Annotated in this window: 18 protein-coding genes; 6 read left to right on the top strand and 12 right to left on the bottom strand. The window is 67.9% G+C overall.

The window, feature by feature from the left end:
* Nucleotides 1–21 precede the first annotated feature (21 nt).
* Genes KGR00_RS04175 through KGR00_RS04165 form a run of 3 tightly spaced genes read right to left on the bottom strand, consistent with a single transcriptional unit; the run spans nucleotide 22 to nucleotide 3,503 of the window.
* Nucleotides 22–1,506 (bottom strand): N-acetylmuramoyl-L-alanine amidase, encoded by a 1,485-nt coding sequence (locus KGR00_RS04175; protein WP_224417553.1) that lies wholly within the window; start codon nucleotides 1,504–1,506, stop codon nucleotides 22–24.
* Nucleotides 1,507–1,509: 3 nt separating this feature from the next.
* Nucleotides 1,510–1,986 (bottom strand): tRNA (adenosine(37)-N6)-threonylcarbamoyltransferase complex ATPase subunit type 1 TsaE, encoded by a 477-nt coding sequence (tsaE, locus tag KGR00_RS04170; protein WP_129141102.1) that lies wholly within the window; start codon nucleotides 1,984–1,986, stop codon nucleotides 1,510–1,512.
* A 14-nt stretch (nucleotides 1,987–2,000) separates the two neighbouring features.
* Nucleotides 2,001–3,503, bottom strand: coding sequence for an NAD(P)H-hydrate dehydratase (locus KGR00_RS04165; protein WP_224417554.1), 1,503 nt, complete (start codon nucleotides 3,501–3,503; stop codon nucleotides 2,001–2,003).
* Nucleotides 3,504–3,600: 97 nt separating this feature from the next.
* Here KGR00_RS04165 and queG point away from each other — a divergent pair, with 97 nt between their 5' ends.
* Nucleotides 3,601–4,716: a tRNA epoxyqueuosine(34) reductase QueG gene (queG, locus tag KGR00_RS04160; RefSeq protein WP_224417555.1), complete on the top strand. Its 1,116-nt coding sequence runs from the start codon at nucleotides 3,601–3,603 to the stop codon at nucleotides 4,714–4,716.
* Between the two features lie 350 nt (nucleotides 4,717–5,066).
* On the opposite strand, the gene KGR00_RS04155 is transcribed toward queG, so the two are convergent.
* Both KGR00_RS04155 and orn read right to left on the bottom strand, forming a co-directional pair.
* On the bottom strand, nucleotides 5,067–6,104 hold the full coding sequence (locus KGR00_RS04155; RefSeq protein WP_224424161.1) for an IS110 family transposase: 1,038 nt from the start codon (nucleotides 6,102–6,104) through the stop codon (nucleotides 5,067–5,069).
* Nucleotides 6,105–6,241: 137 nt separating this feature from the next.
* Nucleotides 6,242–6,826 carry an oligoribonuclease gene (orn, locus tag KGR00_RS04150; RefSeq protein WP_129141105.1) on the bottom strand — a complete coding sequence of 195 codons (585 nt, stop codon included), beginning with the start codon at nucleotides 6,824–6,826 and terminating at the stop codon, nucleotides 6,242–6,244.
* A gap of 139 nt (nucleotides 6,827–6,965) precedes the next feature.
* Between orn and rsgA the strand changes: the two genes are divergently transcribed.
* The 4 genes from rsgA (at nucleotide 6,966) to KGR00_RS04130 (ending at nucleotide 11,351) form a co-directional block, all read left to right on the top strand.
* Nucleotides 6,966–7,979: a small ribosomal subunit biogenesis GTPase RsgA gene (gene rsgA, locus KGR00_RS04145; RefSeq protein WP_224417557.1), complete on the top strand. Its 1,014-nt coding sequence runs from the start codon at nucleotides 6,966–6,968 to the stop codon at nucleotides 7,977–7,979.
* Nucleotides 7,980–8,083: 104 nt separating this feature from the next.
* A complete protein-coding gene (locus tag KGR00_RS04140; protein ID WP_129141107.1) occupies nucleotides 8,084–8,914 on the top strand; it encodes a rhodanese-like domain-containing protein in 831 nt (276 codons plus the stop codon).
* An 88-nt stretch (nucleotides 8,915–9,002) separates the two neighbouring features.
* On the top strand, nucleotides 9,003–9,893 hold the full coding sequence (gene asd / locus KGR00_RS04135) for an archaetidylserine decarboxylase (protein ID WP_129141115.1): 891 nt from the start codon (nucleotides 9,003–9,005) through the stop codon (nucleotides 9,891–9,893).
* A gap of 78 nt (nucleotides 9,894–9,971) precedes the next feature.
* On the top strand, nucleotides 9,972–11,351 hold the full coding sequence (locus KGR00_RS04130; RefSeq protein ID WP_224417558.1) for an esterase-like activity of phytase family protein: 1,380 nt from the start codon (nucleotides 9,972–9,974) through the stop codon (nucleotides 11,349–11,351).
* Between the two features lie 13 nt (nucleotides 11,352–11,364).
* Here the strand turns inward: KGR00_RS04130 and epmA are convergent, their stop codons facing one another.
* The 3 genes from epmA to efp form a co-directional block, all read right to left on the bottom strand.
* The gene (gene epmA, locus KGR00_RS04125; protein WP_224417559.1) at nucleotides 11,365–12,330 is read right to left on the bottom strand and encodes an EF-P lysine aminoacylase EpmA; all 966 of its coding nucleotides are present in this window, start codon (nucleotides 12,328–12,330) and stop codon (nucleotides 11,365–11,367) included.
* A 433-nt stretch (nucleotides 12,331–12,763) separates the two neighbouring features.
* Entirely contained in the window at nucleotides 12,764–13,801 is a 1,038-nt protein-coding gene (locus tag KGR00_RS04120) for an IS110 family transposase (RefSeq protein ID WP_224424161.1), read from the bottom strand.
* Nucleotides 13,802–13,954: 153 nt separating this feature from the next.
* The gene (efp, locus tag KGR00_RS04115) at nucleotides 13,955–14,521 is read right to left on the bottom strand and encodes an elongation factor P (RefSeq protein ID WP_224417560.1); all 567 of its coding nucleotides are present in this window, start codon (nucleotides 14,519–14,521) and stop codon (nucleotides 13,955–13,957) included.
* Between the two features lie 100 nt (nucleotides 14,522–14,621).
* On the opposite strand from efp, the gene epmB reads away from it, so the two are divergent.
* Nucleotides 14,622–15,656 (top strand): EF-P beta-lysylation protein EpmB, encoded by a 1,035-nt coding sequence (gene epmB, locus KGR00_RS04110; protein WP_224417561.1) that lies wholly within the window; start codon nucleotides 14,622–14,624, stop codon nucleotides 15,654–15,656.
* Between the two features lie 99 nt (nucleotides 15,657–15,755).
* Here the strand turns inward: epmB and leuA are convergent, their stop codons facing one another.
* The 4 genes from leuA to KGR00_RS04090 all read right to left on the bottom strand — a co-directional run bounded on the left by leuA (nucleotide 15,756) and on the right by KGR00_RS04090 (nucleotide 19,579).
* Complete coding sequence (gene leuA / locus KGR00_RS04105) at nucleotides 15,756–17,465, bottom strand: 2-isopropylmalate synthase (protein WP_224417562.1); 1,710 nt, start codon at nucleotides 17,463–17,465, stop codon at nucleotides 15,756–15,758.
* Nucleotides 17,466–17,846: 381 nt separating this feature from the next.
* The gene (locus KGR00_RS04100; RefSeq protein ID WP_129141121.1) at nucleotides 17,847–18,098 is read right to left on the bottom strand and encodes a TIGR02647 family protein; all 252 of its coding nucleotides are present in this window, start codon (nucleotides 18,096–18,098) and stop codon (nucleotides 17,847–17,849) included.
* A gap of 51 nt (nucleotides 18,099–18,149) precedes the next feature.
* Nucleotides 18,150–18,518: a protealysin inhibitor emfourin gene (locus KGR00_RS04095; RefSeq protein WP_224417563.1), complete on the bottom strand. Its 369-nt coding sequence runs from the start codon at nucleotides 18,516–18,518 to the stop codon at nucleotides 18,150–18,152.
* Entirely contained in the window at nucleotides 18,515–19,579 is a 1,065-nt protein-coding gene (locus tag KGR00_RS04090; RefSeq protein ID WP_224417564.1) for a M4 family metallopeptidase, read from the bottom strand. Before KGR00_RS04090 ends, KGR00_RS04095 begins: the two co-directional genes overlap by 4 nt.
* Nucleotides 19,580–19,595 lie beyond the last annotated feature (16 nt).

Genomic DNA, 19,595 nt, shown 5'->3' with positions numbered 1-19,595 from the left:
GTCATGTCGCTCGCTGTGCCGTCAGCCACTGGGAATCCTCAGCACCTGGCCCACGCGGATCACGTCGCCGTCGAGCTCGTTGGCCTGGCGCAGGGCGCTGAGCGAGACCCGGTGACGCGAGGCGATCTCGGAGAGCGTATCGCCCGGCTGGATGCGGTACTCGTTGGCCTGCTGGGCACGCTGCTGGTCGCGCTGCCAGGCAAGCAGGCTGCTGGGCGGCGGGTTCTGATGGAAGTGCGCGTCGAGCCCGGCGAAGATCGACTGTGCCAGCTTGCGCTGGTAACCGGGATCCTTGAGCCGGCGCTCCTCGCGCGGATTGGAGATGAACCCGGTCTCGACCAGCAGCGAGGGAATGTCCGGCGACTTGAGCACCACGAAGCCGGCCTGCTCGACCCGCGACTTGTGCAGGCTGTTGATCTTGTCGAGCTGATCCAGCACCTGACCGCCGGCGGCCAGCGAGTCGTTGAGCGTGGCGGTCATGGTCAGGTCGAGCAACACCCCGCGCAGGGTCTCGTCCTTGTCGGCCAGATTCAGGTTGCCGTCGACACCGCCGATCAGGTCCGAGCGGTTCTCCTTGGCGGCCAGCCACTTACCGGTTTCCGACGTCGCCCCGCTCTGTGACAGCGCGAACACCGAGCTGCCGGTGGGCCGCGGGCTCTTGAAGGCATCGGCATGGATCGAGACGAAGAAGTCCGCCTTCTGCTGCCGCGCCAGCAGGGTTCGCTGGCGCAGGCCGACATAATAGTCGCCGTCGCGGGTCAATATCGCCTTGAAGCCGGGCGTGTTGTCGATGATCGCCTTGAGCTTGCGGGCGATCGCCAGCGTGATGTCCTTCTCGTGGGTGCCGTCGGCACCGGTGGCACCGGGGTCCTCGCCGCCGTGGCCGGCATCCACGGCGATGATGATGTCGCGCTTGGGATGCGGCTTGGCCTTTTCACGCGAGTCGACCGTCGCCGGCTGGGCCTTGCCGGACGCCTTGGCCTGGGCCTTGGCCAGGCCGGCGGCGATCTCCTGCTCGCGAATCATCGCCTCGATGGGATCGATCGGATCGCTGACCGCACTCTCGCCGGGGTACTCCAGGTCGACCACCAGCCGGTGGCTGTACTGATCGTTGGGCGGCAACGCGAAATGGTGGGGCTCGACCGCACGATTCAGGTCGAGTACCACGCGCAGGTCGTCACCGTGACGCACCCCGGTACGGATGTCGTCGATCGCGCTGTCGGCCAGGTCGACGTCGCCGGTGTTCGCATCGAGCCGGGTATCGCTGAGATCGATCACCAGACGTCGCGGGTTGTCCAGCGTGAAGATGCTGGCCTCGGGGGTATCGGTCATGTCGAAGACCAGACGCACGTGGTCCGGCGCCGACCACAGGCGCAGATTGTCGACGCTGTTGGCGCTGGCCAGCCCGCAGGCCAGCGCGGCGACGACACCCAGCAGGACGGTCGTCGCCCGGCGCCCGGGACCGGCGCCGCGACGGCGACGCGTTGAACGTAACAAACCAATCATGAACTATCGGATATCCTTGTCGACGTCGGCGCTCGACAGACGGGCGATCACCGTCTCGCCCAGCGGGCTCCCGGCCTGCAAATGCGCCTCACGCCCGACCGCGGCCACGCGCAGCCCCACATAAAGATCCGCCGGCGGCAGGAACCCCTCGCCGCGGCTCGGCCACTCGACGAGATTCAGTGCCTCGCCGTCGAGCAGGTCGCGCGCGCCGATGAACTCCAGTTCCTCGGGATCGCCCAGCCGATAGAGATCGAAATGATGGACCCGCGCCGCGTCCAGCTCGTAAGGCTCCACCAGGGTATAGGTGGGGCTCTTCACCGCGCCCTGGTAGCCGTAGGCGCGCAGGATGCCGCGCGCCAGGGTGGTCTTGCCGGCCCCCAGCTCACCGTCGAGATAGACGCAGCCACGCCCGGCCAGGGCACGCCCCAACGCTTCGCCGAAAGCGACATGCGCGGATTCGTCGGGCAGGGAGATATCCATTGTCGTGTCGGGGTTCAACCATTCACCAGGATTCGCGCATAGGATGCCAGATCGCCCGCCAGCAGGCCACGTTCGCCGTGCTCGTCCGCCGCCCGGTCGGCGGCACGGGCGTGGAGGACCACGCCGACCCGGGCCGCCGTCTCCGGTGACAGCCCCTGGGCGACGAGCGCCCCGAGCAGCCCCGACAGCACATCGCCCATGCCACCGCTGGCCATGCCCGGATTGCCGTAGGAGCAGACGCCGATGCCGGCGGGCCCCGCGACCAGGCTGCCGGCGCCCTTGAGCAGCACCGTTCCGCCACGGGCCGCCTGCAACTGGCGCACCGCAGCGAGCCGATCGGCCTGGATCTCGGCGCCCCCCAGCCCCAGCAGGCGCCCCGCTTCGCCGGGATGCGGAGTGAGTATCCAGTCGTCGCGCCGGACCTCGGGCCAGTGCGTGACCAGCAGGTTGAGCGCATCGGCATCCACGACCAGCGGCTTGCCGGCTTCCAGGGCCGCCTGGAAGAGCCCCTGCCCCCAGGCATCCTGGCCCAACCCGGGCCCGACGACGATCACGTCGGCCGCCTCGATCAGGCCCCGGGCATCGCTCACGCCGCGCACGCCCCTCGCCATCACCTCGGGGGTGCGGGTGAGACTGGCGCTGACGTGCTCCGGCGCCGTCGCCAGACTGACCTTGCCGGCGCCCAGGCGCGCGGCGGTCTGGCTGGCGAGCAGCGCCGCCCCGCCGAAGCCGGGCGCGCCGCCGAGCACCAGCACGTGGCCGAAATCGCCCTTGTGGCTACTGCGCGGGCGCGGCGGCAGCATCTCGGCGACGATCGCCGCCTCGAGCAGCTCGGCCACCGGCCGCAGGTCGCGCATCGCCTCGGCCCGACTGCCCAGCCCCCGGAACATGAGTTCGCCGACGTGATCCGGCGCCCGGCCGGTATGCAGCCCGAGCTTGTCGGCGATGAAGGTGACGGTGAGATCGGCCTGTACCGCTCGGCCCAGGACCGCCCCACTATCCGCCGCCAGCCCCGAGGGGATGTCGACGGCCAGCACCGGCCGACCGCTGGCGTTGATGGCATCGATCGCCGCGGCGTAGGGCTCGCGCACCTCGCCACCCAGCCCCGTACCGAGCAGGGCATCGACCACCACATCGCCGTTCAGCGGTGTGCCGGGGCGCCAGGGTTCGGCGCGCAGCCCGGCCAGCGTCGCCGTCTCGTGGGCGAGCGCCGCTTCGCCCTTGAGCGCCTCGGGCTCGCGCACCGCGAGCAACTGCACCGCCAGCCCCTCGCCGGCGGCGAGCGCGGCGATCACGTAACCGTCGCCGGCGTTGTTGCCGGCGCCACACAACACGCTCAGTCGCCGTGCCTCGGGCCAGCGACGACGCAGCTCGGCATAGGCGGCACGGGCCGCCCGGCGCATCAGCGCGAAGCCCGCCGCCTCGTCACCGGGCTCCGCACTGGCGGCGATCACCCGCCGGTCGATCTCGCGCACCTGATCGGCCAGATAGAGCGAACGACTGGAATGGCTCGACATTGTCTCCTCCGCGGTAGGAACATGGTTTGGCGAATCTGGCGAATAGTGTAGGCTGCGCCCCTTTCTTCCTGCAGCACCAGCGACCCGACGTGGACTCATGACCGTCAGCCACCTCCGACAGCCCGACGCTCGCGATCTGGACGATCCCGCCGACCTGGCCGCGCGTATCAAGCAATGGGGCCGCGAACTGGGCTTCCAGCAGGTCGGCATCACCGATACCGACCTGGCAAGCCATGAACGCTATCTCGAGCGCTGGCTGGCCGCCGGTTACCAGGGCGAGATGGACTACATGACCAAGCACGGCACCAAGCGTACCCGCCCGGCCGAACTGGTCCCCGGCACGCTGCGCGTGATCAGCGTGCGCATGGACTACCTGCCGCCGGAGGTCGAGACCACCAGGGTGCTCGGTCGGCCGCAGAAAGCCTACGTCTCGCGCTATGCGCTGGGCCGCGACTACCACAAGCTGATCCGCAAGCGCCTGGCCGAGCTGGCCAAGCGCATCGAGGCCGAGGTCGGTGACTACGGCTATCGCGCCTTCGTCGACTCGGCACCGGTGATGGAACGCGCCCTGGCGCAGAAGGCCGGGCTGGGCTGGTTCGGCAAGAACGCCATGCTGCTCAATCCCCAGGCCGGCTCGCTGTTCTTTCTCGGCGAACTCTACACCGACCTGCCGCTCCCGGTGGACACCCCGTTCGAGCGCGAGCACTGCGGCTCCTGCAGTGCCTGCCAGACCGCCTGCCCGACCGGCGCGATCGTCGACGACAAGGTCATCGACGCTCGGCGCTGCATCTCGTACCTGACCATCGAACTGCACGGCAGCATCCCCGAGCACTTCCGCGAGGCGATCGGCAATCGCGTCTACGGCTGCGACGATTGCCAACTGGTCTGCCCGTTCACGCGCTTCACCCGCGCCAGCGACGAGCCGGACTTCGCCCCGCGTCACGACCTCGACCGTGCCGACCTGGTGACGCTGTTCGCCTGGAGCGAGGAGGAATTCCTCGACAAGACCCAGGGCAGCGCGATCCGCCGTATCGGCTACGAGCGCTGGTTGCGCAACCTCGCCGTGGGGCTCGGCAACGCCCCCTGGAGCCGCGCCGTGGAGGGCGCGCTACACGCCCGGCTCGCCTACCCGTCGGAACTGGTCCGCGAGCACGTGCGCTGGGCGCTGGATCGCCAGCACCGCAAACGCCCCATCGCCCTGTCCAGCGGCTGAGCCCCGTGGGAGGGAACTTGTTCCCGATAGCGGAAGCCGTGCCGCATTCAATCGCGAATGAATTCGCTTATATGGACCCGTCCCGTTGTGCAAGCCAGCAGCAACGAGACATGAGGTGAGACTGCACGCTTATATCCGGCCTCTTGTGGCGCCTGCGGCGCCGGGCCCTGATGGAATGCGCGCTCTCTGGCCTCTTATCTCCCACACGGCCTCCAACGGGCCTAGCGAATTATCAGTGTGCCAGAGAGCCGGTCTTGCCGACCATGTCATCGAGGCAACTTGCCCGCGCAACCTCGGAAAACGCTTTTCTGTATCCGCTTGCGCTTCTTGCCTTTCTTCCCGTCCGGCCCTCAGATCACCTGGCCCTGAGGCTGATAAGGCCGGCTATGAGCCAGCACGGACCAACAGATACGGGCCAGCTTGTTGGCCAGCGCCACGATCGCCTTGCGTTGGCCCACGCGTGCCGCCAGCTCACAGACCCAACGGGCCAGCCGGTCGGGAGCCGCCTGGCGCTGGAACTGGCGTAAGGCCGCCCGGGCCCCATGCACCAACTGGCGTCGCACCTCGCCGTTGCCCCGTTTGGTGATGCCCCTCAACCGCGCCTTGCCACCACTGGAGAACTGCCGCGGTACCAGACCGATCGAGGCACTGAACTGGCGGCCGTTGGGGAAACGCCGGGGATCGCCCAGATGGCTCAGCAACAGCGTGGCATTGACCGGACCGATGCCGGGCACGCTCATCAGCCGTTCGGCATCCGACGAGGCCTTGGCCAGTGCCATCAGCTGCTTGTCATAACCCTTGAGCCGCTCGTCCACGTCACGCCATTGGGCGATTAGGTCTTCCAGTAGGGCGCACAGGGCGCTACCCAGCCGCTCACAGTGTTGGTCGATCAGCTCTCGGGCGACGCCCTGGCGAAGCACCGCGTGGCCCTGGGCCACCACGAGTCCGAACTCGCCCATCAGACCCCGTAGCTCATTGCCGATCGCCGTGCGCTCGCGGACCAGGCGCGTGCGTACCCGATGTATGGCCTGAAGCGCCTGTTGCGCCTCGGTCTTGATGGCCACGTGGGGCGTGGCGGGACGCGCCGCCGCCTCGGCGATCCCCACCGCATCGCGGGCGTCGTTCTTGTGGCCCTGGACGAAGGGCTTCACGGCCTGGGGCGCCAACAGGAGCGCGTCATGCCCCATCGCGCGGATCTCGCGTGCCCAGTAATGGGCCGAACCACAGGCTTCCATCGCGACCCGGCACGGCGGCATCTGGCTCAGTGTCAGGCGCAGTTGCTGGCGGCTCACCGACTTGCCGAAGACCTTGCGGCCGTGTGCATCGATAGCGTGCAGTTGGAAGACATGCTTGGCGAGATCGAGACCCACAATGCTAATGTTATTCATGGATGGCCCCTCCTCTAGGATGCCGTGGGTGCCCCGTGCACCGATAGATGGCGTTGCAAACTCATCTTGGCACAAGGGGGACGGGTCCATTCCATTTCCCACGAACCCGGGTCTGAAACGGTATCAGGCCTGAACCGTCACTCCTCTTCGTCATCCCTGGGCGGCTCGAGATTGAGGAAGGTCCGCCGGTAATGGCGCAACTCCGCCACCGACTCGCGGATGTCGTCGAGCGCCTGGTGGGTGTTGCGCTTCTCGAAGCCCTTGAGCGCCTCGGGGTTCCAGCGCTTGGCGAGTTCCTTCAGCGTCGAGACGTCGAGATTGCGATAGTGGAAGAACGCCAGCAGCTCGGGCATCTCGCGCTCGAGAAAGCGCCGGTCCTGGTGAACGCTGTTGCCGCACACCGGCGAGGAGTTGGGCGCCACGTATTGCGCCAGGAAATCCAGCGTCCGGCGCTCGGCGGTCGCGGTATCCACCGTGCTCGCCTTGACCCGATCGATCAGCCCCGACTCGCCGTGGGTCTTGGTGTTCCATTCATCCATCGCCCCGAGCAGGGCATCGGACTGCTTGACGGCGATCACCGGCCCTTCGGCGACGAGGTTCAACTCGCCGTCGGTGATCAGCGTCGCCACCTCGATGATCCGCTCCTTGTCGGGATCGAGGCCGGTCATCTCGAGATCGATCCACACCAGCAGATCGTTGCGCGGGGCGGCAGAGTCGGCCATGAGGGCTCCTTGATTACGGGACGCATCGCCGGTCTGAACGAGGCCATGGCGCGTGCGCTCGCGGCAACGCCATCAGGGGCTCGGACAGCCACGGCATGGCTGGTTACAATGGGGCCATTGTACGCTCCCTCGAGGCCCCATGAGCAAACGCAAGCTGACCCGCCAGCAACGCTGGCGCATCGAGAAGATCCAGGCCGAGCGCGCGGCACGCGCCGACAAGCAGACCGAGCGCGAGAGCCAGGCGCTGGAGGCGGGCGAATACGGCCACGAGCAGCCCGGCCGGGTGATCGCCCACTTCGGCCGCAGCCTGGACATCCGCGGCAATGACGACGATGCCTTGCATCGTTGCCACCTGCGCGCCAACCTCGACAGCCTGGTCACCGGCGACCGGGTGATATGGCGCCAGGCCACCGACGGCAGCGGCGTGGTGGTGGCCCGCGATGCCCGCGACAACGTGCTCGAGCGCCCCGATCCGCGCGGCCAGCTCAAGCCGGTCGCCGCCAACATCGATCAGATCCTGATCGTCTTCGCCGTGGAGCCCGCGCCGTTCGCCAACCTCATCGACCGCTACCTGGTCGCCGCCGAGGCCACCGGCATCACGCCTGTCCTGGTGCTCAACAAGACCGACCTGCTGCCCGAGGGCGGCGGCGAGCTGGGCCGGCTGCTGGAACGCTACCGCGCGCTGGGCTATCAGGTGGTGCGCGCCACCACCCGGGGCGCCACCGGCCTCGATGCCCTGCACGCGCAGCTCACCGGGCGCACGTCGGTGTTCGTCGGGCAGAGCGGGGTCGGCAAGTCCTCACTCATCGACCGCCTGCTGCCGGACGAGGCCCTGCGCATCGGCGCGCTCTCCGAGGAGTCGCGCAAGGGCACCCACACCACCACCACCGCCCGGCTCTACACGCTGCCCGCCGGCGGCGAACTGGTCGACTCCCCGGGGATCCGCGAGTTCGGCCTCGGCCATCTCGATGAGACGCGGATCACCGACGGCTTCATCGAGTTTCGCGACTACCTGGGCCGCTGCCGTTTCCGTGACTGCCGCCACCGCAACGAACCCGGCTGTGCACTGCTCGATGCCGTCGACCGCGAGGCGATCAGTGCCGAGCGCTTCGCCAGCTACCGGCGCATTCTCGACGGCCTCGACGACCGCTGACCCGCCGGCCGGCAGCAACCACACCGGGCCTCGCGAGGCCCGGGTGGCTGTGCCATCATCCCCATCATTGCCTGGCGATTCCGCTTCCCGGAAAGGAGTGACCGATGAGTTCCGAAGACAACCTGCTGCCCCTGATCGTCGAGCCGGAACAGCTTGCCGAGAGACTCGACGAACCGCAGCTGTTGATCGTCGACGTACCGCTCAAGGCCGACAGCTACGGCGAGGGCCATGTACCCGGCGCGGTGTTCCTCGATCATCGCCGGCTGATGGTCGGCAGCGGCGAGGTGCCCAACGACGTGCCCGACGAGGCGGCATTGTCGGCGCTGTTCGCGTCGCTGGGGCTGACCCGCGACACCCACGTCGTTGCCTACGACGACGAGGGCGGCGGCTGGGCCGGACGCCTGCTGTGGACCCTCGAGCTGATCGGCCATACCCGCTACTCCTACCTCAATGGGGGCATCCAGGCCTGGCGGGCCGCCGGCCTGGAACAATCCACCACGCCGCACGAGCCCACGCCCAGCGACTATCGCGCCGAGATCCTCAACCCCGCGGTGATGATCGAACGCGAGGAAATCGCCGAGCGCCTCGCCGACAGGACGCTGGCGGTCTGGGATGCCCGCTCGCCCGAGGAGTACCGCGGCGAGAAGGGCCAGAACAAGCACCTGGGGCACATCCCCGGCGCGGTCAACATGCAGTGGACCGACGCCATGGATCGCGAGCGCAACCTGCGTATCCGCGACTACGCCGAACTGATCACCGAACTCGAGGCGCTGGGGCTCACCCCCGACATGGAAGTCGTCACTCACTGCCAGAGCCATCACCGCAGCGGCTTCACCTGGCTGGTGGGCAAAGCGCTGGGCTTCGAGAAGATCCGCGGCTACCCCGGCTCCTGGCAGGAATGGGGCAACCGCGACGACACGCCGATCGAGACGTAGACGCCCCGGCGCGCCGCCGCGTGTTGCGATCCCCCGCCGCCACGACTATCGTGGCGGCTTTTCTCTCCTCGACGTGGATATCGTGCCCGTGGATCGCGCCAAGCTGTTCGCCCTGAGCCAGTACCCCCTGCCCCAGCACCTGATCTCGCGCCTGATCGGCTATCTGGCGCGCTGTCGCACCCCCTGGGTCAAGAACACCTTCATCGAGCGTTTCATCCGCGCCTTCGATGTCGACATGAGCCAGGCCGTCGAACCCGATCCGCGCGCCTACCCCTGCTTCAACGACTTCTTCACTCGCGCACTGAAGCCCGATGCCCGGCCGCTCGGCGACGGTCTGGTCTCGCCGGCCGACGGTTTCCTCTCGCAGTCGGGGCGCATCGAGCGCGGCACGCTGATCCAGGCCAAGGGGCAGCACTATTCGCTGACCCACCTGCTCGGCGGTAACGCCGACCAGGCCGCCCCCTTTCGCGACGGCAGCTTTGCCACGGTGTATCTCTCGCCCAGCGACTATCACCGCGTGCACATGCCGCTCGACGGCACCCTGCGCGAGACCGTCTACGTCCCCGGGCGGCTGTTCTCGGTCAATCTGGCCACCGCCGATCACGTGCCGGGACTGTTCGCCCGCAACGAGCGACTGGTGTGCTTCTTCGATACCCCCCACGGCCCCATGGCAATGGTGCTGGTGGGCGCGATGATCGTCGCGGCGATCGAGACCGTATGGGCCGGCCAGGTCACGCCGCAATCCGGGGAGATCCAGACCACACGCTTCGACGCACCGATCCGCCTCGCCCGGGGCGAGGAGATGGGACGCTTCAAGCTGGGCTCGACGGTGATCCTGTGCTGTGCCGACCCCGTGGCCTTTCGTCAGGACCTGCAGGCCGACGGCAGTTTCGTGCGCATGGGGCAGAGCCTGGGCGCGTTTCCCGGCGCAGCGGCGGCAGACGCCGCCGCCGAGCGGATTCCCGGCACCGGGGATTGAGCGCGACATCAACCTGCCATCGTTTCGACATGATTCTCGACGAGGCTGGACGCTTTCTCCCCATTAGAGGAAGCTCACATGCCCTGTTTCACCCGGGGGGCCGCGCCCCTGCTGTCGCTGACCCTGACGCTGGCCATCGCCGGCACCGCCGGGGCCGCCACCCCGAACGCCGGCGGTGCCGGCATCGGTACGGGCAGCACGGCCCTGGACACGCCGCTCGGTGATACCGCCTTCGATAACGGCAAGACCCTCGCCCTCACCCTGGGCTACGCCAGCAGCGCCACCCATCGCGACGGCGATCCCGCCGATCTCGTCTATGCACTGACCGACCGCGGGCCCAACATCCACTGCGACGATAGCGGCAAGGTCGTCGGCGTGGCGGATTTCTGCAAGGGGCCGCAGGGTGTCGACAACGACGGCAAGATCTTCCCGATGCCCGGTTTCACGCCGCAGATCACGGCCATCCGCCTCGGCACCGACGCCGACGGCCACCTCACCGCCCGGGTCGAACGTCGCATCGACCTCAAGGACAGCCAGGGCCAGCCGATCAGCGGCATCGGCAACCCCCTGACGGTGACCGACACCGAGAACGGCTACGACGCCCACGGCACACGGCTGCCGCTCGACCCCGAGGGCCTGGACCCCGAAGGACTGGTGCGCCTGGCGGACGGCAGTTTCTGGCTGAGCGAGGAGTACGGCCCCAGCCTGGTCCACGCCGCCGCCGACGGCACCATCCTGCAGCGCGTGGTTCCCGACAACGAAGTCGACGACCTGAAGGCGGCGAACTATCCCCTCGCCGGCGAACTGCCGACCATCCTGTCGCGCCGCAAGCTCAATCGCGGCGCCGAGTCGCTGGCCCTGTCGCCGGATGGCCGCACCCTGTATTTCGCCATGCAGAGCCCGCTGGCCAACCCCGACAAGGCGGCCTACAAGACCTCGCGCAACGTTCGCCTGTTCGCGGTCGACCTCGACGACCAGGGCCGCTTCGCCGGGGTCGCCCACGAGTATCTGTATCGGCTGGACACCCCGGACACCTTCCACGATGCCGATAGCGGACGCGGCGATGCCAACGCCAAGCAGAGCAGTGTCAAGGTCAGCGAGATGAGCATCCTGCCCGATGGCCGGCTGATCGTCCTCGAGCGGGTCAGCAAGACCACCAAGCTCTACCGGATCGGTGCGAGTGAGGCGACCGATCTGCTGGGCGGCGAGTACGACGCCCTCGACACCCGCCCGACCCTGGCCCAGATCGACGACCCGGCGAGTGCCGGTATCGTGCCGGTGGCCAAGCAGCTGGTCTTCGATTCGCTGACCGACGCCCCGGCGCTGGCCAGCAAGATCGAGGGCGTGGCCGTGCTCGACGCCACCCACCTGCTGCTCGCCAACGACAACGACTTCGGCATCGAAGGCGCCGACAGCGTGTTCACGGTGCTGCCGCTGGTGCCTCGCCTGAGCCAGTGAACGCGGGCCGCGCTCAGCAGCGCGGTGCGGGAAAGGCCATGACCTCGGCGAGGCTGGCCTTGCCCAGCGCCAGCTGGATCAGCCGATCGATGCCCAGCGCCACGCCGCTGCCTTCGGGCATGCCCGCCTCGAGGGCGGCGATCAGGCGCCGATCGACCGCCACCGCGGGCTTGCCGGCGGCCTCGCGGGCGGCGTTGTCGGCAGCGAAACGCGCGGCCTGCTCGCCGGCCTCGACCAGCTCGTCGTAGCCGTTGGCCAGTTCCAGCCCCGCAACGTAGACCTCGAAGCGCGCCGCCACCCGATCGCCTTCGGCATCGGTGGCATGGCGCGCCAGTGCCGCCTGACTCGCCGGATAGTCGACGACCACGTCGATCCCCTCGCGGCCCAGCGTCGGCTCGATGGCCAGGCTCATCAACAGATCCAGACAGCCGTCGCGATCGGCATCGTGCATGTCGAGCCCGCCGCGCTCCCCGGCCAGCCGGCGCAACGCGTCGAGCGGCGTGGTGAACGGATCCACGGCGAGGCACTCGCGGAACAGATCGCGATAGCGACGCTGTCGTCTCGGCCCCGCCGCGGGCAGCAGCGTGCGGATCAGCGCCTCGGTCTCGTCGATCAGCGCATCCAGCGAAAAGCCCGGTCGGTACCATTCGAGCATGGTGAACTCGAGGTTGTGACGGCTGCCCACCTCGCCGTCGCGAAAGCAGCGCGCCAGCTGGAAGATCGGCCCGCTGCCGGCAGCGAGCAGGCGCTTCATGGCGAACTCCGGCGAGGTCTGCAGCCACAGCCGCTCCTGCCCCGCCGGTGTCGTCGCCGGGGTCGACAGCGAATCCAGATGCACGTCGGTGCTGCCCCCATGGCCCAGCACCGGCGTTTCCACCTCCAGCACGTCGCGCTCGGCGAAGAAGCGGCGTACCTCGGCGAACAGCCGTGCCCGCTCGCGCAGCGTCGCGAGGCTCGCCGTGGGCTGCCAGTCGTCCATCGATACAGACTCCCAAACGGCAAAGGCCACGCCTTTGCGTGGCCTTTGGAAGCTTGATAGAAGCGCGGCTGTCTCCAGCTGCTCGTAGCCCGGTGGGAGGGAACTTGTTCCCGACGGGCTCCAACTACCAGCTATCGCGAATAAATTCGCTTATATGGACCCGTCCCGTTGTGCAAGCCAGCAGCAACGAGACATGAGGTGAGACTGCACGCTTATATCCGGCCTCTTGTGGCGCCTGCGGCGCCGGGCCCTGATGGAATGCGCGCTCTCTGGCCTCTTATCTCCCACACGGCCTCCAACGGGCCTAGCGAATTATCAGTGTGCCAGAGAGCCGGTCTTGCCGACCATGTCATCGAGGCAACTTGCCCGCGCAACCTCGGAAAACGCTTTTCTGTATCCGCTTGCGCTTCTTGCCTTTCTTCCCGTCCGGCCCTCAGATCACCTGGCCCTGAGGCTGATAAGGCCGGCTATGAGCCAGCACGGACCAACAGATACGGGCCAGCTTGTTGGCCAGCGCCACGATCGCCTTGCGTTGGCCCACGCGTGCCGCCAGCTCACAGACCCAACGGGCCAGCCGGTCGGGAGCCGCCTGGCGCTGGAACTGGCGTAAGGCCGCCCGGGCCCCATGCACCAACTGGCGTCGCACCTCGCCGTTGCCCCGTTTGGTGATGCCCCTCAACCGCGCCTTGCCACCACTGGAGAACTGCCGCGGTACCAGACCGATCGAGGCACTGAACTGGCGGCCGTTGGGGAAACGCCGGGGATCGCCCAGATGGCTCAGCAACAGCGTGGCATTGACCGGACCGATGCCGGGCACGCTCATCAGCCGTTCGGCATCCGACGAGGCCTTGGCCAGTGCCATCAGCTGCTTGTCATAACCCTTGAGCCGCTCGTCCACGTCACGCCATTGGGCGATTAGGTCTTCCAGTAGGGCGCACAGGGCGCTACCCAGCCGCTCACAGTGTTGGTCGATCAGCTCTCGGGCGACGCCCTGGCGAAGCACCGCGTGGCCCTGGGCCACCACGAGTCCGAACTCGCCCATCAGACCCCGTAGCTCATTGCCGATCGCCGTGCGCTCGCGGACCAGGCGCGTGCGTACCCGATGTATGGCCTGAAGCGCCTGTTGCGCCTCGGTCTTGATGGCCACGTGGGGCGTGGCGGGACGCGCCGCCGCCTCGGCGATCCCCACCGCATCGCGGGCGTCGTTCTTGTGGCCCTGGACGAAGGGCTTCACGGCCTGGGGCGCCAACAGGAGCGCGTCATGCCCCATCGCGCGGATCTCGCGTGCCCAGTAATGGGCCGAACCACAGGCTTCCATCGCGACCCGGCACGGCGGCATCTGGCTCAGTGTCAGGCGCAGTTGCTGGCGGCTCACCGACTTGCCGAAGACCTTGCGGCCGTGTGCATCGATAGCGTGCAGTTGGAAGACATGCTTGGCGAGATCGAGACCCACAATGCTAATGTTATTCATGGATGGCCCCTCCTCTAGGATGCCGTGGGTGCCCCGTGCACCGATAGATGGCGTTGCAAACTCATCTTGGCACAAGGGGGACGGGTCCATTCCATTTCCCACACCCCCGGCCCAGAGAACTCGGGCATACGCGTGCGCAGGCAGGACCCGGGGTCAAGCGCGAGAGACGTACTCGCCGGTCCGCGTATCGACCTTCAACACTTCGCCCTCGTTGATGAACAGCGGCACGCGCACCACCGCCCCGGAGGACAGCGTCGCCGGCTTGGAGCCGCCCTGGGCGGTATCGCCCTTGAGGCCGGGATCGGTCTCGGTGACTTCCAGTTCGATGAAGTTGGGCGCCGACACGCTGATCGGGTTGTCGTTCCACAGCGTCACGGTGTAGGCCACCTGCTCCTTGAGCCACTTCTCGTTGTCGCCCAGGGCGCGCTTGTCGACCGCGTACTGCTCGAAGGAGCCGTCGGTCTTCATGAAGTGCCACATCTCGCCGTCGTTGTAGAGATACTCCATCTCCAGATCGAGCACGTCGGCGGCTTCCAGCGACTCACCGGACTTGAAGGTGCGTTCCCAGACGCGTCCGGTCATCAGATTGCGCAACTTGACGCGGTTGAAGGCCTGTCCCTTGCCGGGCTTGACGAATTCGTTCTCGACGATGGCACAAGGGTCGCCATCCAGCATCACCTTCAGCCCGCCCTTGAATTCGTTGGTAGAATAGCTCGCCATGATTCCTCACTGATGATCTCGGCGCAGCGGCGACGAGCCGCGCGCCATGTTTTCGGCGAAGCGTCCTTTCGACCTCGCCCCATCGATTATGGTGTCGCGAATGATAACCCGAAGCCCGAACCTTTTGCAGCGCAGTGAGGCCCGCGAGCCGATCGCCCTGTCGCGCGGCTGGCAGGCACAGCTGCGCCAGGCGATTCGCGACCCGCGCGAACTGCTCGCCCGCGTGAGCCTCGACGCCTGTTGGCTGCCCGGCGCCGAGGCCGGACACGCGCTCTTCGAGGTCCGCGTGCCCGAGGCCTACCTGACGCGCATGCGCCCGGGCGATCCCAAGGATCCCCTGCTGCGCCAGGTCCTGCCGCTCGACGCCGAGGCCCGGGCGGTGCCCGGCTTCGTCGACGACCCGCTGGCCGAGGCCGAGCACACCCCCCGGCGCGGACTGATCCACAAGTACCCCGGGCGGGTGCTGCTGATCACCAGCCCGGCCTGTGCGATCAACTGCCGCTACTGCTTTCGCCGTCACTTTCCCTATGCCGAGAATTCACCGTCCCGCGAGCAGTGGCAGGCGAGCCTCGACTATCTGCGCGACGATCCGTCGATCCAGGAGGCGATTCTCTCCGGGGGCGACCCGCTGGCATCCAGCGACAAGCGCCTGGCCTGGCTGGTCGAGCGGCTCGGCGACATCGGCCATCTCAAGCGGCTGCGCATCCATACCCGGCTGCCGGTGGTGATCCCCGACCGGGTCGACGACGCCCTGCTCGCCTGGTTGACCACCACCCGACTGCAGACGGTGATGGTGCTGCACATCAACCACCCGCGCGAGATCGACGCGGCGGTGATCGAGGCCTGCGCGCGGCTGAAGACGGCCGGGGTCACCCTGCTCAACCAGAGCGTGCTGCTGCGCGGCGTCAACGATGACGTCGAAACGCTGGCCGAGCTGTCCGAGGCGCTGTTCGACGCCGGGATGCTGCCCTACTACCTGCACGTGCTCGACCCGGTCAGCGGTGCGGCGCACTTCGACGTCCCCGACGCCGACGCCGTCGCCCTGCACCGTCAATTGCGCGACCGGGTCGCGGGCTTCCTGTTGCCGCGCCTGGTGCGCGAGGTGCCGGGGGAGCGCAGCAAGACACCACTCTAGCCTTGAGCTGTAAGCCTTGAGCTGTAAGCCATAAGAAACCCCCAAGGGCATGCGTCCCTGGGGGTTCAACTTACCGCTTATGGCTTATGGCTTATGGCTTCAAGCCAACGAGTCGGCGGTGACGTTGGGGGCGACGGCCTGGTCGGCGGTCAGGTGACGGTTGATCGCGCCCAGCACCGCCTTCATCGAGGCGCTGGTGATGCTCTCGTCGATGCCCACCCCGAAGATCGCCCGGTCGTCGATACGCATCTCGACGTAGGCGATCGCCTCGGCATCGGAGCCCTGGCCACGGGCGTGCTCGTGGTAATCGATGAGTTCGATGTCGCGGCCGTTCGCGACCAACGCCTTGACGAAGGCATCCAGCGGCCCGTTGGCCGTGGCGGCGATGGTGTGCGACTCGCCGTCCACCTCGAGCGCCGCCTCGAGACGCAACCGCGAGCTGTCCGCTTCCGAACTCAGGCGATGGTTGACCAGCCGATAGTGCGAGTCGGCTTTCAGGTATTCGTCGGCGAACGCCTGATAGATCATCTGCGAGGTGATCTCGCGGCCGGTGCGCTCGGCGACGGCCTGCACCACCTGGCTGAACTCGATGGACAACCGCCGCGGCAGTTCGATGCCGTGCTCCTGCTCGAGCAGATAGGCGACGCCGCCCTTGCCCGACTGGCTGTTGACGCGGATCACCGCCTCGTAGGTACGCCCCACGTCGAGCGGGTCGATCGGCAGGTAGGGCACCTGCCACAGGCCATCGGGATTGTCGCGCCGCTCGGCCATGCCCTTCTTGATCGCGTCCTGGTGGGAGCCGGAGAAGGCCGTGAACACCAGATCGCCGACGTAGGGGTGGCGCGGATGCACCGGCAACTGGTTGCAGTGCTCCACCTCGCGCATGATCGGCGTGATGTTGGAGAAGTCCAGCGCCGGATGCACGCCTTGGGTGTAGAGGTTCATCGCCAGGGTGACGATGTCGACGTTGCCGGTACGCTCGCCGTTGCCGAACAGCGTGCCCTCGACCCGGTCGGCGCCGGCCATCAGCCCCAGCTCGGCGGCGGCGATGCCGGTGCCGCGATCGTTGTGCGGGTGCAGGCTGACGATCAGGCTGTCGCGGTTGGCGACGTGCCGGCAGAACCACTCGATCTGGTCGGCGTAGTGGTTGGGCGTGGCGATCTCCACCGTCGCCGGCAGGTTGACGATCATCGGCGCGTCCGGCGTCGGACCATAGGTGGCGGTCACGGCGTCGACGATCTCCACGGCGAAATCCAGCTCGGTGGAGGTGAACAGTTCCGGCGAGTACTGGAAGGTCCAGGCGGTCTCGGGGTTCTCCGCCATGCGCTGCTTGATCAGCGTGGTGGCCTCAGTGGCGATCTCGATGCACTGCGTCTTATCGACGTCGAAGACCACCCGGCGGAACACCGGATCGGTGGCATTGTAGACGTGGACGATGGCCCGCTTGGCGCCCTTGAGGGCCTCGAAGGTGCGGTCGATCAGATGCGGGCGCGCCTGGGTGAGCACCTGTATGGTCACGTCGTCGGGCACCCGATCGTTGTCGATCAGCTCGCGCACGTAATCGAAGTCGATCTGCGACGCTGAAGGAAAGCCCACCTCGATCTGCTTGAAGCCGACCGCCACCAGCAGCTCGAAGAAGCGCCGCTTGCGCTCGAGATCCATGGGATCGATCAGCGCCTGATTGCCGTCGCGCATGTCGACGCTGCACCACTGCGGCGGATGCGTGAGCCGCTTGCCGGGCCACTGGCGGTCGGGCAGATCGACGGCGGTGAAGGGGCGGTACTTGACGGACGGATCATCGAGCATCATGGCTGGGACTCCTCGGCGTGACGGTGCGAAAGCGCGTGACGATCGCCGCAACGCAACCGCCCCGTCGGCACGGGGCCGACGGGGCGTTCGATGCGGGCGCGACCCGGGCGGCGGCGACCGTGATGGCGTCACGGTCGGCAAGCGTCATGCCGCCGACGGGCGAACGGGCAATCGTCATGGGAAATCGAAGGCAGGTGACCGGCATGGGGTTCTCTCGTTCAAGGACGCTCGTGATGAGCACGACAGGGTACGGGTGGCGTGACCCGTGCGCGGCGTTTCAGAGAACGCCGCGTAGTAGTCGTAGCGATAGCGAGAGATAGCCAGTAGTCATGTCTCCAAGAAACCAATTCCCGCGGCCCTTGTCAACCGCGCGGGCTCCCGTCACCCGGTCGTCGCCACGGGATTGTCGAGGATCGTCAGCAGGCCCTGGGCATGCTGGGCGGCATCGCGCCCCAGTCCGGTCAGATAGCCTCCATCGGCCTGGGTCAGCAGGCCCCGTTCGTGCAGCCGGCGGGTGGCCGCCACCTTGGCGGGCTCCGCCGACGAGTGCACCTTGATGCCCTCCTGGGTGGTGTCGAGATTGAACAGGCAGAGGATATTGAGCTCCTCGAGCAGTTCGGGGGTATAGGTCATGGCTACCTCGATGGTCGGGGGAATGGCGGCGCTCCACGTTTCCACTGTAGGTCAGTCGTCGCCCGTCTGCCGCCGGAATTCCTCGGGCAGGACGCCGTGGCGCCACAGCCCGATCAGCGCCTCGGGCGTCTGCGTCTCGTCCAGCACCAGGCGCCAGATCGTCTGTCCGTCGCCGTCCGGGCTGCCCTCGTCCGGCCTCTCGATCGCCAGGTGATAGCACTGGCGGTCGGCGCCGGCGGGGGCCGCCGGCGTCTCGACAAGCCCCGCCAACAGGCTCGCCAGCCGTTCGCGCTGCGCCGCACTCAGGTCGTCGCAGCGCAGGCGCCGCGGGGCGGCCAGCCCGGGGAAGCGGGCCACCCCGCCCTCGCGGCGGATCACCACCACGCTGCCCGGCTCGAGCGGCGGCCGGCAGGCCGTCACGACATCACCCCCACCGCCTGCCAGGCCTCGCGAACCGCGACCTCCTCCTGGCTGCCGCGTCCGTAACGGCGGTCGGCATTGTCCAGCGTCAACGCCGCAAAGCCGGCGAAATCGATGTCGCGACTCAGGCGGTGATCGCGCAGGGTGTCGTACCAGATCAGCCCGGCGCGACGCCAGGCGTAGCCGCCGATCGCCATCGCCGCGCGATGAAAGGCGCGATTGGGGATCCCCGAGTTGATGTGCACGCCGCCGTTGTCCTCGCGGGTCTCGACGAAGTCGCGCATGTGCCCCGGTTGCGGGTCGCGGCCCAGGACCGGATCGTCGAAGGCCGTGCCGGGCTCGGCCATGGAGCGCAGCGCCCGGCCCTGGACGCGCTCGGTCAGCAGTTCCGCCCCCACCAGCCAGTCGGCCCGCTCGACCGTCTGGCCCCACTGGTATTGCTTGGTGAGCGCGCCGAAGACGTCGGAGAGCGATTCGTTGAGCGCCCCGGACTGATCGGCATAGATCAACCCCGCCTCGCGCTCGGTCACGCCATGGGCGAGTTCGTGGGCCACCACGTCGAGCGACACGGTGAAGCGCCGGAACAGTTCGCCATCGCCATCGCCGAACACCATCTGGCTACCGTTCCAGAAGGCATTGTCGTAATCCCGACCGAAATGCACGCTGCCGATCAGCGGCATGCCCCGGCCATCGATCGAGTGGCGTTCGAAGACCTCCCAGAAGAAGCGGTAGGTCGCCCCCAGCCAGCGGTAGGCCTCGCCGACGGCGGGGTCGCCGGTGGCGTTTTCCTCGCCCTCGCTGAGGACCAGGGTACCGGGCAGCGTGCGCGCATGCCCGGCGGAGTGGATGAAACGCGCCGGTTCGCCGGGCCGCGAGGGCTCGCGCAGCGCCGCGTCGGCGGCAGCGTCGCGAGGCACCCGTGCCGCCCGGAAGGTCTGGTCGTCGATCAGCGTCTCGCGGGCGCAGCGTTGCAGACGCGCCCCGCCCCGCGTCGACAGCCGCTCCAGCACGTAAGGCGGCATGAAGCCACGGGGGCGATTCGGCAGGTACGGCTGAATCATGCGTCATCTCCTGTCG

The organism is Modicisalibacter sp. MOD 31.J, assembly GCF_020147985.1.
GTDB lineage: Bacteria > Pseudomonadota > Gammaproteobacteria > Pseudomonadales > Halomonadaceae > Modicisalibacter > Modicisalibacter coralii.
This window is presented reverse-complemented; position numbering and strand designations above follow the sequence as displayed.

Excerpts from the sequence above, each read along its gene's own strand:
- tsaE (WP_129141102.1), bottom strand. The coding sequence starts at position 1,986 with ATGGATATCTCCCTGCCCGACGAATCCGCGCATGTCGCTTTCGGCGAA.
- KGR00_RS04175 (WP_224417553.1), bottom strand. The coding sequence starts at position 1,506 with ATGATTGGTTTGTTACGTTCAACGCGTCGCCGTCGCGGCGCCGGTCCC.
- KGR00_RS04120 (WP_224424161.1), bottom strand. The coding sequence starts at position 13,801 with ATGAATAACATTAGCATTGTGGGTCTCGATCTCGCCAAGCATGTCTTC.
- epmA (WP_224417559.1), bottom strand. The coding sequence starts at position 12,330 with ATGGACGACTGGCAGCCCACGGCGAGCCTCGCGACGCTGCGCGAGCGG.
- KGR00_RS04165 (WP_224417554.1), bottom strand. The coding sequence starts at position 3,503 with ATGTCGAGCCATTCCAGTCGTTCGCTCTATCTGGCCGATCAGGTGCGC.
- rsgA (WP_224417557.1), top strand. The coding sequence starts at position 6,966 with ATGAGCAAACGCAAGCTGACCCGCCAGCAACGCTGGCGCATCGAGAAG.
- efp (WP_224417560.1), bottom strand. The coding sequence starts at position 14,521 with ATGGCGAGCTATTCTACCAACGAATTCAAGGGCGGGCTGAAGGTGATG.
- KGR00_RS04090 (WP_224417564.1), bottom strand. The coding sequence starts at position 19,579 with ATGATTCAGCCGTACCTGCCGAATCGCCCCCGTGGCTTCATGCCGCCT.
- KGR00_RS04130 (WP_224417558.1), top strand. The coding sequence starts at position 9,972 with ATGCCCTGTTTCACCCGGGGGGCCGCGCCCCTGCTGTCGCTGACCCTG.
- KGR00_RS04155 (WP_224424161.1), bottom strand. The coding sequence starts at position 6,104 with ATGAATAACATTAGCATTGTGGGTCTCGATCTCGCCAAGCATGTCTTC.
- orn (WP_129141105.1), bottom strand. The coding sequence starts at position 6,826 with ATGGCCGACTCTGCCGCCCCGCGCAACGATCTGCTGGTGTGGATCGAT.
- KGR00_RS04100 (WP_129141121.1), bottom strand. The coding sequence starts at position 18,098 with ATGACCTATACCCCCGAACTGCTCGAGGAGCTCAATATCCTCTGCCTG.
- queG (WP_224417555.1), top strand. The coding sequence starts at position 3,601 with ATGACCGTCAGCCACCTCCGACAGCCCGACGCTCGCGATCTGGACGAT.
- KGR00_RS04140 (WP_129141107.1), top strand. The coding sequence starts at position 8,084 with ATGAGTTCCGAAGACAACCTGCTGCCCCTGATCGTCGAGCCGGAACAG.
- leuA (WP_224417562.1), bottom strand. The coding sequence starts at position 17,465 with ATGATGCTCGATGATCCGTCCGTCAAGTACCGCCCCTTCACCGCCGTC.
- epmB (WP_224417561.1), top strand. The coding sequence starts at position 14,622 with ATGATAACCCGAAGCCCGAACCTTTTGCAGCGCAGTGAGGCCCGCGAG.